Origin of the sequence: Streptomyces sp. NPDC059443 (genome assembly GCF_042750105.1) — a bacterium.
Taxonomy (GTDB): Bacteria; Actinomycetota; Actinomycetes; order Streptomycetales; family Streptomycetaceae; genus Streptomyces.
The window spans coordinates 196,276-208,241 of the sequence record NZ_JBHYVM010000008.1 but is presented as its reverse complement, the minus strand read 5'-3'; the positions used below and the strand labels follow the sequence as shown (position 1 = coordinate 208,241).

Below are 11,966 nucleotides of genomic sequence, written 5' to 3'. Positions count from 1 at the left end.
CCACCGTCTCATGCGCTCCAGTCGAGCGGGACTTCCCGGGACCGGTCCCAGGGGCGCTCCCAGCCCGCGAAATGCAGGATCCGGTCGATCACTCCGGCGGTAAAACCCCAGACCAGAGCCGATTCGACGGTGAAAGCCGGGCCCTGGAAGCCGCCCGGGTGGACGACGGTGACCCGGTGCGCCGGATCCGTGAGATCGGCCACGGGAACCGTGAAGACGCGGGCGGTCTCGGCCGGGTCCACGGCGCCGACCGGGCTGGGGGCCCGCCACCAGCCCAGCACCGGGGTCACCACGAACTCGCTGACCGGGATGTAGAGCCGGGGCAGCACCCCGAAGAGCTGGACCCCCGCCGGGTCGAGCCCGGTCTCCTCCTCGGCCTCGCGCAGGGCGGCGCGCAGCGGGCCGGTGGTGTGCGGGTCGCCGTCCTCGGGGTCGAGGGCGCCGCCGGGGAAGGAGGGCTGGCCGGGGTGCGAGCGCAGGCTCCCGGCGCGCTCCATGAGCAGCAGCTCGGCGCCGCGGGGGCCTTCGCCGAAGAGGATCAGCACGGCCGACTGGCGGCCGCGGCCGTCTTCGGGCGGCAGGAAGCGGCTGAGCTGCGTGGGCTGGACCGTCCGCGCCGCCGTCACGACGGGGTCGAGCCAGGCGGGGAGCCCGTGGACGGAGAGGTCGGTGCTCCCGGCGCCGCCGGGGCGCGCGGTCCCGTACGAGGCCTCGTGCCGGCTCCCGTACGGGGCCTCGCGCCGGCCCTGGCCCTGCTTCGGGGGCGTGGCCGCCTCCGCCACGCTCTCGTCCCGCGTTCCGCGCGTCATGGGCACCCCTGTCCGTGTTCCCCACACGGCCAAACGCGGTGCGGGTAGCGATTCGTTCCTTGCGGGTGCGGCTCCGCTGCCGGGGCTCCGCCCCGGACCCCGCGCCTCAAACGCCGGCGGGGCTGGCTTTCGCCGGGGCCGGGAGGCCCGGGTAGTCCGGGGGCGGGCTCAGGCGCTGGCCCGGCTGGCCGCCCTTCTCGTACTTCAGCAGCTTCGCCGCCTTCTCGGGGTCGGTTTCGCCCTCCCCGTAGGCCGGACAGAGCGGGGCGATCGGGCAGGCGCCACAGGCGGGCTTGCGGGCGTGGCAGATCCGGCGGCCGTGGAAGACGACGCGGTGCGAGAGCATCGTCCACTCGCTCTTCGGGAAGATCGCGCAGATCTCCGCCTCGACCTTCTCCGGATCCTCCTGCTCGGTCCACTTCCAGCGCCGCACGAGGCGGCCGAAGTGGGTGTCGACGGTGATCCCGGGGACCCCGAACGCGTTGCCGAGGACGACGTTGGCCGTCTTTCGGCCGACGCCGGGGAGCTTCACCAGGTCCTCGATCCGGCCCGGGACCTCGCCGCCGAAGTCGTCGCGCAGGGCCTGGGAGAGGCCGAGGAGGGACTTGGTCTTCGCCCGGAAGAACCCGGTCGGCCGGATCAGCTCCTCCATCGCCTCGGGGTCGGCCGCGGCCATGTCCTCGGGGGTCGGGTAGGCGGCGAACAGGGCCGGGGTCGTCTGGTTCACGCGCAGGTCGGTGGTCTGCGCGGACAGGACGGTGGCGACCAGCAGCTCGAAGGGGTTGCGGAAGTCGAGCTCCGGATGGGCGTAGGGGTAGACCTCCGCGAGCTCGCGGTTGATCCTGCGCGCCCGCCGCACCATCGCCAGGTGGCTCTCCGGCTTCGCCCCGGCCTTCCCGGCCTTTTTGACCTTGCTCTCTGCCATCCCCGAAGGCTACGCCGGACCGTGCGCCGCCCGTGGCCGGACTTGACCTTGCCCCCTAAACGGGTTTCTTGGCCGATTCTTTGCCTTGGGAGGTGAGTGGCGACTCCACGGGGACCTTCGGCAGGGTATGTTCGCCCACGGCTGAATTTAGGCTGCCCGTCACTCCGCCGGAGCCCTTGGCCTGTGCTCCCACCGGCCTGTTGGACACCCGGCGGGGTCGGGGCCGAGCGCCGAGGACCGCCCCGGACCTCAGGTAACACCACCCCGATCGGCCTCTCGCCGCACAGCACACCCGTACGTCCGGCATCCTTGTGATGAACGTGATTGATCGCACTGTTTGAGCCGTCCGGCAAAATGGGGGAGCGATCCCCTGGCTGGTCGACATAGGAGAGAGACTCGTGGACGACGTACTGCGGCGTGCCCCGCTCTTCGCGGCGCTCGATGACGAGCAGGCCGCGGAGCTCCGCGCCTCCATGGGCGAGGTGTCCCTCGCGCGCGGTGACGCACTGTTCCACGAAGGCGACCCCGGCGACCGGCTCTACGTCGTCACCGAGGGCAAGGTGAAGCTGCACCGCACCTCCCCCGACGGCCGCGAGAACATGCTGGCCGTCCTCGGCCCCGGTGAGCTGATCGGCGAACTGTCGCTCTTCGACCCGGGCCCGCGCACCGCCACCGCGACCGCGCTGACCGAGGTCAAGCTCCTGGGCCTGGGCCACGGAGACCTCCAGCCGTGGCTGAACGCCCGGCCCGAGGTCGCGACCGCGCTGCTGCGCGCGGTGGCCCGGCGCCTGCGCAAGACCAACGACCAGATGTCCGACCTGGTCTTCTCGGACGTCCCGGGCCGTGTCGCCCGCGCGCTCCTCGACCTGTCGCGCCGCTTCGGCGTGCAGTCGGAAGAGGGCATCCACGTCGTGCACGACCTCACGCAGGAGGAGCTGGCCCAGCTCGTCGGCGCGTCGCGCGAGACCGTGAACAAGGCCCTGGCCGACTTCGCGGGACGCGGATGGCTCCGCCTGGAGGCCCGCGCGGTGATCCTGCTGGACGTCGAGCGACTGGCGAAGCGGTCTCGCTGACGCTCGTCTGAGCCGGTTGAGGGGTCCTGCCCATGGGGCGGGGCCCCTTTGGCGTGCCCGGTGCTGCGCCGTTGCGGGGGCTCTGCCCCCGCGCCCCCGCGCCTCAAACGCGGGCGGGGCTGGATGTGGGCACAGTGGGGCCATGGAGCACAGAGGGCTGGACGCGTACGGGTACTTCGAGCGCGAGGGGTCGCTCGGGCAGGTGCAGGGGGAGTTCAGGGGGCTCGTGGCCGCCGCGCGGGAGCGGATCGCCGAGGCCTACGGGCGGCGGCTGCACAGCGCCTACCTGTACGGCTCCCTACCCCGCGGCACCGCCCGCCCCGGGCGCTCCGACCTGGACCTGCTGCTCGCCCTGCACCGCGAGCCCACCGGCGAGGACCGCGACACCGCCGAGGTGCTCGCGCGCGGGCTCGACGAGGACTTCCCGGTGATCGACGGGGTCGGCATCCTGCTGTACGGCAGGGACACCCTGCTGAGCGAGCCGGAACGCCACGACCTGGGCTGGTTCCTCGCCTGCCTGTGCACCCCGCTGCTCGGCGCCGACCTGGCCGAGCACCTCCCCCGCTACCGCCCCGACAGCCTGCTGGCCCGTGAGACCAACGGCGACCTGGCCGTCCTCCTGCCCAAGTGGCGGGCCCGGGTGCGGGCCGCCGCCACGCCCGAGGAGTACCGGAAGCTGTGCAGGGGCCTCTCCCGGCACCTGGTGCGGACCGGGTTCACGCTGGTCATGCCGCGGTGGGGCGGCTGGACCAGCGACCTCGTGGAGTCCGCGGAGATCTTCGGCCAGTACTACCCCGCGCGCGCCGCGCAGATGCGGGCCGCGGCCGCGGCCGCGCTGGACCCCGTGGACGACCCGGCCGTCGTGCGTGCGTACGTCGAGGACCTCGGGCCGTGGCTCGCGGACGAGTACACGGCCCGGCTCGGGACGAAGACGCCGCGCCCGGAGGGTGCGGAGCGGACCTAGGGCTCCTGGACCGGGCCTAGAGGGACGTCATTCGGGCCCGCCCGGGATCAGTCCGTGGTCCCGGAGGTATTCGAGCTGCGCCCGGACGGACCATTCCGCGGCCGGCCACAGCGAGCGGTCCACGTCCGCGTAGACGTGGGCGACGACCGCCTCGGGGGTGGTGAGGCCGTTCTCGACCGCCGTCTCGATCTGGGCGAGGCGGTGGGCGCGGTGGGCGAGGTAGAACTCGACGGCGCCCTGCGCGTCGTCCAGGACCGGCCCGTGGCCCGGGAGCACCGTGTGGACCCCGTCGTCAACGGTCAGGGAGCGCAGCCGGCGCAGGGAGTCGAGGTAGTCGCCGAGGCGCCCGTCGGGGTGGGCCACGACGGTGGTGCCGCGCCCGAGGACCGTGTCGCCGGTCAGGACCGCCCGGTCGGCCGGCAGGTGGAAGCAGAGCGAGTCGGCGGTGTGGCCGGGGGTGGGGACCACCCTCAGCTCCAGGCCTCCGGTGCGGATGACGTCCCCGGCGGCCAGGCCCTCGTCGCCGAGGCGCAGCGCGGGGTCCAGGGCGCGGACCTTCGTACCGGTCAGCTCGGCGAAGCGGGCGGCGCCCTCCGCGTGGTCGGGATGCCCGTGGGTGAGGAGGGTGAGCGCGACCCGCTGCCCGGCCCGCTCGGCGGTGTCGATGACCGCCCGCAGGTGTACGTCGTCCAGCGGGCCGGGATCGATGACCACGGCCAGGCCGGAGCCGGGCTCCGACACCAGCCAGGTGTTGGTGCCGTCGAGGGTCATCGCGGAGGCGTTCGGGGCCAGGACGTTCACCGCGCGGGCGGTGGCGGGCCCGGAGACGACCGTTCCACGGGGCTGGCCGGGCAGGGCGGCGGCGTCGGTCATGCGGAGGCTCCTGAGGCCCGGCCGCCGAGGCGGACGCGCTTGGTGAACTCGTCGTGCCCGGGCCAGCTCAGCACCAGCTCGCCGTCTTCGAAGGCGGCCCGGGCCAGGACGGGGGTCAGATCCTGCGCGGCGGCCGCGGCGAGGGCCTCGGCAGCGGCCGCGTACGGCTCCAGGGAGCGCAGGGTGGAGATGGTCGGCGGCATCATCAGCAGCTCGCCCTTGTCGTACCCGGCGGCGGCGTCGGCGGGCCGGATCCAGACCGTGCGGTCGGCCTCGGTGGAGGCGTTGCGGGTGCGCTGGCCTTCGGGGAGGGCCGCGACGAAGAACCAGGTGTCGTAGCGGCGCGGCTCGAACTCCGGGGTGATCCAGCGGGCCCAGGCGCCGAGCAGGTCGGACCGGAGCACGAGGCCGCGGCGGTCGAGGAACTCGGCGAAGGACAGCTCGCGGGCGACGAGGGCCGCGCGGGCGGCCTCCCAGTCCTCACCGGTGGTGTCGCCGACGACGGTGTCCGCGGACTCGCCGGCGAGCAGCACCCCGGCCTCCTCGAAGGTCTCGCGGACGGCTCCGCAGACGATCGCCTGGGCGGTGGCGGGGTCGGTGCCCATCCGTTCGGCCCATACGGTACGCGCCGGGCCGGCCCAGGCGATGAGGTGGTCCTCGTCGCGGGGGTCCACTCCGCCGCCCGGGTAGGCGTACGCGCCGCCGGCGAAGGCCATGGAGGCGCGGCGGCGGAGCATGTGCACGGTGGGGCCGGCGGGGGTGTCGCGCAGCAGCATCACGGTGGCCGCGCGCTTCGGTGCCACCGGGGTGAGCGAACCGTCCGCGAGCGCGCGGATGCGGTCGGGCCACTCCGGCGGGTACCACTGGCCTCCGGCAGGGGGCTCTTGCTGACCGTTCTGACCATTCGGCATGGCGGGATGCTACGGGCATCCGGCCCGATGTTCGAGGGGCACCAGGTGGCGGGCGCCGCAGAAGGGGGGAGCGGGGGCGGGCTGCGCCCGAGGCTCCCGGGGCTCCGCCCCGGACCCCGCGCCTCAAACTCCCCCAGGCTCCGCCCGGGGGGACCCCCGGGCGGGGCTGGATGTCCGCCGGCGTTCGAGCAGGGATCAGGCTCCCGGTACCAGCTCGACCTGGATCTCCACCTCGACCGGCGCGTCCAGCGGGAGGACCGCCACGCCAACCGCGCTGCGCGCATGGACGCCGCGGTCGCCGAGGATCTGGCCCAGCAGCTCGCTCGCGCCGTTCAGGACGCCCGGCTGGCCGGTGAAGTCGGGGGCCGAGGCCACGAAGCCGACGACCTTGACGACACGCGCGATCTTGTCGAGGTCGCCGATCACGGACTTCACCGCGGCCAGCGCGTTGAGCGCGCAGGTCGCGGCCAGTTCCTTGGCCTGCTCCGCCGAGACCTCGGCGCCCACCTTGCCGGTGACCGGCAGGCTGCCCTTGACCATCGGGAGCTGGCCCGCGGTGTACACGTAGGCGCCCGACCGGACGGCAGGCTGGTACGTGGCCAGCGGCGGCACCACGTCCGGCAGGGTCAGGCCGAGTTCGGCCAGCTTGGCCTCGGTGGCGCTCATGCCGACTTCTCGCGCTTCAGGTAGGCCACGAGCTGCTCGGGGTTGTTCGGGCCGGGCACGACCTGGACGAGCTCCCAGCCGTCTTCGCCCCAGGTGTCGAGGATCTGCTTGGTGGCGTGGACCAGCAGCGGGACGGTCGCGTATTCGAACTTCTTGGTCATGGAGGCGAGCGTAATGCCTGGCGCGCGGCGCCCCGGCCCCCCGCCCCCACCGTCACGGGGACGGAGGAATTAGGCTCGGGCCCTGTGAGCAGGCTCCAGGTGGTCAGCGGCAAGGGCGGCACCGGCAAGACCACGGTCGCCGCGGCACTCGCGCTCGCCCTCGCACGCGAGGGCAGGCGGACACTTCTGGTGGAGGTCGAGGGCAGGCAGGGCCTCGCGCAGCTCTTCGGCGCGGAGGCGCTCCCGTACGAGGAGCGGAAGATCGCCGTCGCCTCGGGCGGCGGCGAGGTGTTCGCGCTCGCCATCGACGCGGAGCGGGCGCTGCTCGACTACCTCCAGATGTTCTACAAGCTCGGCTCGGCCGGCCGCGCCCTCAAGAAGCTCGGCGCCATCGACTTCGCGACGACCATCGCGCCGGGGCTGCGGGACGTGCTGCTGACCGGCAAGGCCTGCGAGGCGGTGCGGCGCAAGGACAAGGCCGGGCGGTACGTCTACGACCACGTGGTCATGGACGCTCCGCCGACCGGGCGGATCACCCGCTTCCTGAACGTCAACGACGAGGTGGCCGGCCTGGCCCGGTTCGGGCCGATCCACAATCAGGCGCAGGCCGTCATGAAGGTGCTCAAGTCCCCGGAGACGGCCGTCCACCTGGTCACCCTGCTGGAGGAGATGCCCGTGCAGGAGACGGCCGACGGGATCGCCGAACTGGAGGCCGCGGGGCTGCCCGTGGGGCGGGTCGTCATCAACATGGTCCGGCCGCACCACCTCGACGAGGGCGCGCTGCGCGCCGCCGCCGGGGAGCGCCGCGCGGACGTGGCCAAGGCGCTGTCCCGGGCCGGTCTGGGCGGGTCCCGGCGCGGCGGGCTGGCCGAGCGGCTGGTGGACCCGCTGCTCACGCAGGCCGCGGAGCACGCGAGCCGGGTGGAGCTGGAGCGCGCCCAGCGGACCGTTCTGGAGGGGCTGCACGTGGCGACGTACGAACTCCCCCTGCTCGGCACGGGGATGGACCTGGCCGGGCTCTACGGGCTCGCCGCGGAGCTGCGGAAGCAGGTGGGCGAGGAATGAGCGGGGCCGTGAGCGGGGCCGTGAGCGCGGGCGTGGGCACGCCGCCGAGGCTGGACGTCGACCGGCTGCTGGACGACGCGCAGACCCGGATCATCGTGTGCTGCGGCTCCGGCGGGGTCGGCAAGACCACGACCGCGGCGGCGCTCGGCGTGCGGGCGGCGGAGCGCGGGCGCAAGGCGGTCGTCCTGACCATCGACCCGGCGCGCAGGCTGGCCCAGTCGATGGGGATCGACTCGCTCGACAACACCCCGCGCGAGGTGAAGGGCGTCAAGGGCCCGGACGGCGGCGAACTGCACGCCATGATGCTCGACATGAAGCGGACCTTCGACGAGATCGTCGAGGGCCACTCGGATCCGGAGCGGGCCCAGGCCATCCTCGCCAACCCCTTCTACCAGTCCCTGTCGGCCGGGTTCGCGGGCACGCAGGAGTACATGGCGATGGAGAAGCTGGGGCAGCTCCGGGCCAGGGACGACTGGGACCTGATCATCGTGGACACGCCGCCGAGCCGGTCCGCGCTGGACTTCCTGGACGCGCCGGGGCGCCTGGGGTCCTTCCTGGACGGGAAGTTCATCCGGGTGCTGATGGCTCCGGCGAAGGTGGGCGGCCGGGCGGGGATGAAGTTCCTCAATGTCGGCATGTCGATGATGACGGGCACGCTGAGCAAGCTGATGGGTGCCTCGCTGCTGAAGGACGTACAGACCTTCGTGGCCGCCATGGACACCATGTTCGGCGGTTTCCGCACCCGCGCGGACGCGACCTTCCGGTTGCTCCAGGCCCCCGGTACGGCCTTCCTCGTCGTCGCCGCGCCCGAACCGGACGCCCTGCGCGAGGCGGCGTACTTCGTCGAGCGGCTGGCCGCGGAGAAGATGCCGCTGGCCGGGCTCGTACTGAACCGGGTGCACGGTAGTGGCGCCGACCAGCTCTCCGCGGAGCGGGCGTTGGCCGCCGCGGAGAATCTTGAAGAGCCCGGCATTGTCGATCAGGAGTCCGGGAAAGCTGGACTTCGTGACCCCTCCCACGCCGATACCGAAGACGACGCGGACACGGACACGGACGACGGCGGGGACGCCGATGTAGACGCCGACGCGGACGCCGCTGCGAACGCCGATGTGGACGAGATCACGGCAGGGCTGCTGCGCCTGCACGCCGAGCGCATGCAGGTGATCGCGCGCGAACAGCGCACGCGCGACCGCTTCACCTCGCTCCACCCCGAAGTGGCGGTGTCCGAAGTGGCCGCCCTGCCCGGCGATGTGCACGACCTCGCCGGGCTGCGGGCCATCGGAGAGCGACTCGCGACCGGGGTACCGGCCGGAGCGTAGGCGTCCGTACGCTGCCCCCTGGCCGGGGGCGGGTCCGTACGCGGGATGGCGCGGGTGATCTACCCGGCCGCCGCGTAGGTCTCGTACGGGACGCCGATCTCCCCGTCGACATCCACGGTGAGGATGCCTGTGCTGCGCTCGTACTCCGTACGGGCGGTTTCGAGCAGTCGCCGCCACGAGGTGACGGTGGGACGCCGGCGCAGCAGCGCACGTCGTTCCCGCTCGGTCATTCCGCCCCAGACTCCGAACTCGACACGGTTGTCGAGCGCGTCGGCCAGGCATTCGGTCCGCACCGGACATCCGGTGCACACCGCCTTGGCCCTGTTCTGTGCCGCTCCTTGAACAAACAGTTCATCCGGATCGGTAGTGCGGCAGGCTGCCTGCGCACTCCAGTCGGTAACCCAGCCCATCCCGGCGCCGTCCTCTCCCGAATCGAGGCTCCCCCACGGCGGTAGCGGCATATTCACCGCTGCCAGTTGAGGACGTTACGGAAGGCGGGCACAGTGCAACACCCCCGACGGGCCCAATCTTGAATGGCCCGAACGGACTATGGGTAAGCGGCAGATCACCCGACGGAGTGATCCTGCGACATGCCCGACCATTCCGGCGATTTGGGTGAAATCGGCGGCACAACGCGATCACAGGGGGCTTGATTCGGACATGCGTCCACCCCATTCGGGAAGGGTGAAAAACAAGCCGAGGGGTTGATGTCCCACCACACTGCTGTGACAGTTGAGGGCAGCTTAGGCCAAGGCATTCGCGTGTGTCCGGCGAATGAGAACGTAGGCTGCCCTCCATGGGAAAGAAGCGCTCGGGCGGCGGGCTCACGGGGCCACAGCAGGCCGCCAAGTTCCTCGGTGTGTCCGTTCTCTCCGGAGTCGTGCTCGCGGGCATCGCGATCCCGGGCGCAGGCGCGCTGGGACTCGCGGCCAAGGGCACGGTCGAGGGATTCGATGAGATCCCGGCCAATCTCAAGACCCCGCCACTGAGTCAGCGCACCACGATTCTGGACTCCGAGGGTGGCTTGATCGCCACGGTCTATTCGCGTGACCGGCAGGTGGTCCCCCTCACGGCCATCTCCCCGTACATGCAGAAGGCGATCGTCGCGATCGAGGACTCCCGCTTCTACGAGCACGGGGCGATCGACCTCAAGGGCATCCTGCGCGCGGTCAACCGCAACGCGCAGGAGGGCGGCGCGGCGCAGGGCGCCTCGACGCTGACCCAGCAGTACGTGAAGAACGTCTTCGTCGAAGAGGCCGGCGACGACGAGACGAAGGTCCGCGAGGCCCAGGAGAAGAGCCTCGGGCGAAAGATCCGCGAGCTGAAGTACTCGATCCAGGTCGAGGAGGAGCTCGGGAAGAAGAAGATCCTCGAGAACTACCTCAACATCACCTACTTCGGGCAGCAGGCGTACGGAATCGAATCCGCCGCCCACCGGTACTTCAGCAAGCCGGCCAAGGACCTGACCCTGGACGAGTCGGCGCTGCTCGCGGGCGTCGTGCAGTCGCCGAGCCGGTTCGACCCGGTCAACGACTCGCAGGAGGCGATGAAGCGCCGCAACATCGTGCTCCAGCGCATGGCCGACATGAAGGACGTCTCGCAGGCGGAGGCGGACGCGGCGAAGCTGAAGCCGATCCAGCTGAAGGTGACCAAGCCGAAGAACGGCTGCATCACCGCGGTCAAGGGCGCCGGCTTCTTCTGCGACTACGTGCGCAACACGTTCCTGGACGACACCGCCTTCGGCAAGACCCGCGAGGAGCGGGCGAAGGTCTGGAACCAGGGCGGCCTCACCGTCCGCACCACCCTGGACCCGCAGTCCCAGGACTCGGTCAACGACTCCATCAAGGACCACGTCGACCAGGACGACAAGGTCGCGACGGCCGTCACCCTCGTCCAGCCCGGCACCGGGCGGGTCCTGGCCATGGGGCAGTCGAAGCCGTACGGCTTCGGCAAGAACGAGACGCAGATCAACTTCTCGGTGGACAAGAAGATGGGCGGCTCGAACTTCGGCTTCCCGACCGGCTCCACCTTCAAGGCGTTCGTCGCGGCCGCCGCCATCGAGCGCGGCACGCCGCCGACGCAGTCGTACCCGTCCCCGAACGAGATGGACTACCCGAGCCCGGTGCAGACCTGCGGCGACAAGCCCTGGGTCAACACCGCCCAGGACCAGGTCAAGAACGAGACCGAGTCCGAACGCGGCCCGTACGGGATGAAGGAGGCGATGGCCAAGTCGGTCAACACCTACTTCGTGGAGATGATCTCCGACACGGGCCTGTGCCCCGTCACCGAGATGACCACCAAGCTCGGCGTGATCCCGGCCAACGGCACCAAGCTCCCCGAGGTCCCGGCCATCGCGCTCGGCACCGAGGGCATGTCCCCGCTGACCATGGCCAACGCCTACGCCACCTTCGCCAACCGCGGCGTGTACTGCACCCCGGTCGCCATCGAGTCGATCACCGACTCGCACGGCAAGGCCCTGACGGTCCCGAAGTCCAAGTGCGACCGCGCGATGACCGAGAAGACCGCCGACACCATCAACACGCTGCTGCTCGGCGTGGTCGACTCGGGTACGGGTCAGCAGTCGGGTCTGACCGACCGCCAGAGCGCGGGCAAGACCGGTACCACCGACAGCCGTTACAACGCCTGGTTCGTCGGGTACACGCCGAACATGGCCGGCGCGACCTGGGTCGGCTCCGGCGGCGCCAAGCAGGTGTCGATGGAGAACATCACCATCGGCGGCCAGTACTACGACAAGGTCTTCGGCGGCGGGCTCCCCGGCCCGATCTGGAAGCAGGCGGTCTCGGGCGCGCTCTCGGGCCGCGAGGCGCCGAGCTTCACCACGGTGAACATCCCCGACTCCGCGAGCCCGGCCGCCGGCGGCAAGCCCAACACGGGCAAGCCCAACAAGCCCGGCAAGCCGGGCCGCGACGGCAAGCCCGGTGACGGGCAGCCCGGCGGCCAGCAGACGGCCGGCGGTGCCACCGCGGCCGGAGCCACGGCGGCAGGGGGCACGGGCAACGCGGGCGGGACGAACCCGTTCCCCGGGATCAGCATCCCGCCGGGCCTCATCGGCGGCCGCGAGCAGTAGACGTAGGCGGGCAAGACACAAGGGGAGGGGGGGGGGGCGCGGGAGGTGCGGCGAGTGTGGGCCGCCGGCGGGTGTGTTTTGTGGTGTGGTTTGGGGTGTGTAGTGGGGGTCG

General features: G+C 71.8%; 12 protein-coding genes. 5 read left to right on the top strand and 7 right to left on the bottom strand.

Annotated elements, in window-relative coordinates; genetic code table 11:
- Nucleotides 1-8 precede the first annotated feature (8 nt).
- Both ACFXDJ_RS11005 and nth read right to left on the bottom strand, forming a co-directional pair.
- Nucleotides 9-809, bottom strand: coding sequence for an NUDIX hydrolase (locus ACFXDJ_RS11005; protein WP_384652402.1), 801 nt, complete (start codon nucleotides 807-809; stop codon nucleotides 9-11).
- Between the two features lie 106 nt (nucleotides 810-915).
- Nucleotides 916-1,734 carry an endonuclease III gene (gene nth, locus ACFXDJ_RS11000; protein ID WP_384652400.1) on the bottom strand — a complete coding sequence of 273 codons (819 nt, stop codon included), beginning with the start codon at nucleotides 1,732-1,734 and terminating at the stop codon, nucleotides 916-918.
- Between the two features lie 398 nt (nucleotides 1,735-2,132).
- On the opposite strand from nth, the gene ACFXDJ_RS10995 reads away from it, so the two are divergent.
- Together ACFXDJ_RS10995 and ACFXDJ_RS10990 are read left to right on the top strand one after the other, a co-directional pair.
- Nucleotides 2,133-2,807, top strand: a complete 675-nt coding sequence (locus ACFXDJ_RS10995; protein WP_330297784.1) for a Crp/Fnr family transcriptional regulator — start codon at nucleotides 2,133-2,135, stop codon at nucleotides 2,805-2,807.
- Nucleotides 2,808-2,949: 142 nt separating this feature from the next.
- Entirely contained in the window at nucleotides 2,950-3,771 is an 822-nt protein-coding gene (locus ACFXDJ_RS10990; protein WP_384663962.1) for a nucleotidyltransferase domain-containing protein, read from the top strand.
- 27 nt (nucleotides 3,772-3,798) lie between these two features.
- On the opposite strand, the gene ACFXDJ_RS10985 is transcribed toward ACFXDJ_RS10990, so the two are convergent.
- The 4 genes from ACFXDJ_RS10985 to ACFXDJ_RS10970 form a co-directional block, all read right to left on the bottom strand.
- Nucleotides 3,799-4,644 (bottom strand): MBL fold metallo-hydrolase, encoded by an 846-nt coding sequence (locus tag ACFXDJ_RS10985; RefSeq protein WP_384663964.1) that lies wholly within the window; start codon nucleotides 4,642-4,644, stop codon nucleotides 3,799-3,801.
- Nucleotides 4,641-5,555: an NUDIX hydrolase gene (locus tag ACFXDJ_RS10980; RefSeq protein ID WP_384663965.1), complete on the bottom strand. Its 915-nt coding sequence runs from the start codon at nucleotides 5,553-5,555 to the stop codon at nucleotides 4,641-4,643. The genes ACFXDJ_RS10985 and ACFXDJ_RS10980 overlap by 4 nt, the downstream gene beginning before the upstream one ends.
- Before the next feature lie 195 nt (nucleotides 5,556-5,750).
- Nucleotides 5,751-6,221: a RidA family protein gene (locus tag ACFXDJ_RS10975; protein ID WP_384663233.1), complete on the bottom strand. Its 471-nt coding sequence runs from the start codon at nucleotides 6,219-6,221 to the stop codon at nucleotides 5,751-5,753.
- On the bottom strand, nucleotides 6,218-6,382 hold the full coding sequence (locus ACFXDJ_RS10970; protein WP_107089134.1) for a DUF4177 domain-containing protein: 165 nt from the start codon (nucleotides 6,380-6,382) through the stop codon (nucleotides 6,218-6,220). Before ACFXDJ_RS10970 ends, ACFXDJ_RS10975 begins: the two co-directional genes overlap by 4 nt.
- An 84-nt stretch (nucleotides 6,383-6,466) precedes the next feature.
- On the opposite strand from ACFXDJ_RS10970, the gene ACFXDJ_RS10965 reads away from it, so the two are divergent.
- Together ACFXDJ_RS10965 and ACFXDJ_RS10960 are read left to right on the top strand one after the other, a co-directional pair.
- Nucleotides 6,467-7,447, top strand: a complete 981-nt coding sequence (locus ACFXDJ_RS10965) for an ArsA family ATPase (RefSeq protein ID WP_384663231.1) — start codon at nucleotides 6,467-6,469, stop codon at nucleotides 7,445-7,447.
- Complete coding sequence (locus tag ACFXDJ_RS10960; RefSeq protein ID WP_384663229.1) at nucleotides 7,444-8,766, top strand: ArsA family ATPase; 1,323 nt, start codon at nucleotides 7,444-7,446, stop codon at nucleotides 8,764-8,766. The genes ACFXDJ_RS10965 and ACFXDJ_RS10960 overlap by 4 nt, the downstream gene beginning before the upstream one ends.
- A 59-nt stretch (nucleotides 8,767-8,825) precedes the next feature.
- On the opposite strand, the gene ACFXDJ_RS10955 is transcribed toward ACFXDJ_RS10960, so the two are convergent.
- Nucleotides 8,826-9,176 carry a WhiB family transcriptional regulator gene (locus ACFXDJ_RS10955; RefSeq protein WP_356658480.1) on the bottom strand — a complete coding sequence of 117 codons (351 nt, stop codon included), beginning with the start codon at nucleotides 9,174-9,176 and terminating at the stop codon, nucleotides 8,826-8,828.
- A gap of 386 nt (nucleotides 9,177-9,562) precedes the next feature.
- Here ACFXDJ_RS10955 and ACFXDJ_RS10950 point away from each other — a divergent pair, with 386 nt between their 5' ends.
- Nucleotides 9,563-11,854: a transglycosylase domain-containing protein gene (locus ACFXDJ_RS10950; RefSeq protein WP_384663227.1), complete on the top strand. Its 2,292-nt coding sequence runs from the start codon at nucleotides 9,563-9,565 to the stop codon at nucleotides 11,852-11,854.
- Nucleotides 11,855-11,966 lie beyond the last annotated feature (112 nt).

What these genes read in the sequence shown, in the direction of transcription:
- ACFXDJ_RS10970 (WP_107089134.1), bottom strand. Translation starts at nt 6,382, where the DNA reads ATGACCAAGAAGTTCGAATACGCGACCGTCCCGCTGCTGGTCCACGCC.
- ACFXDJ_RS10980 (WP_384663965.1), bottom strand. Translation starts at nt 5,555, where the DNA reads ATGCCGAATGGTCAGAACGGTCAGCAAGAGCCCCCTGCCGGAGGCCAG.
- ACFXDJ_RS10955 (WP_356658480.1), bottom strand. Translation starts at nt 9,176, where the DNA reads ATGGGCTGGGTTACCGACTGGAGTGCGCAGGCAGCCTGCCGCACTACC.
- ACFXDJ_RS10950 (WP_384663227.1), top strand. Translation starts at nt 9,563, where the DNA reads ATGGGAAAGAAGCGCTCGGGCGGCGGGCTCACGGGGCCACAGCAGGCC.
- ACFXDJ_RS10990 (WP_384663962.1), top strand. Translation starts at nt 2,950, where the DNA reads ATGGAGCACAGAGGGCTGGACGCGTACGGGTACTTCGAGCGCGAGGGG.
- ACFXDJ_RS10960 (WP_384663229.1), top strand. Translation starts at nt 7,444, where the DNA reads ATGAGCGGGGCCGTGAGCGGGGCCGTGAGCGCGGGCGTGGGCACGCCG.
- ACFXDJ_RS10985 (WP_384663964.1), bottom strand. Translation starts at nt 4,644, where the DNA reads ATGACCGACGCCGCCGCCCTGCCCGGCCAGCCCCGTGGAACGGTCGTC.
- ACFXDJ_RS11005 (WP_384652402.1), bottom strand. Translation starts at nt 809, where the DNA reads ATGACGCGCGGAACGCGGGACGAGAGCGTGGCGGAGGCGGCCACGCCC.
- nth (WP_384652400.1), bottom strand. Translation starts at nt 1,734, where the DNA reads ATGGCAGAGAGCAAGGTCAAAAAGGCCGGGAAGGCCGGGGCGAAGCCG.
- ACFXDJ_RS10975 (WP_384663233.1), bottom strand. Translation starts at nt 6,221, where the DNA reads ATGAGCGCCACCGAGGCCAAGCTGGCCGAACTCGGCCTGACCCTGCCG.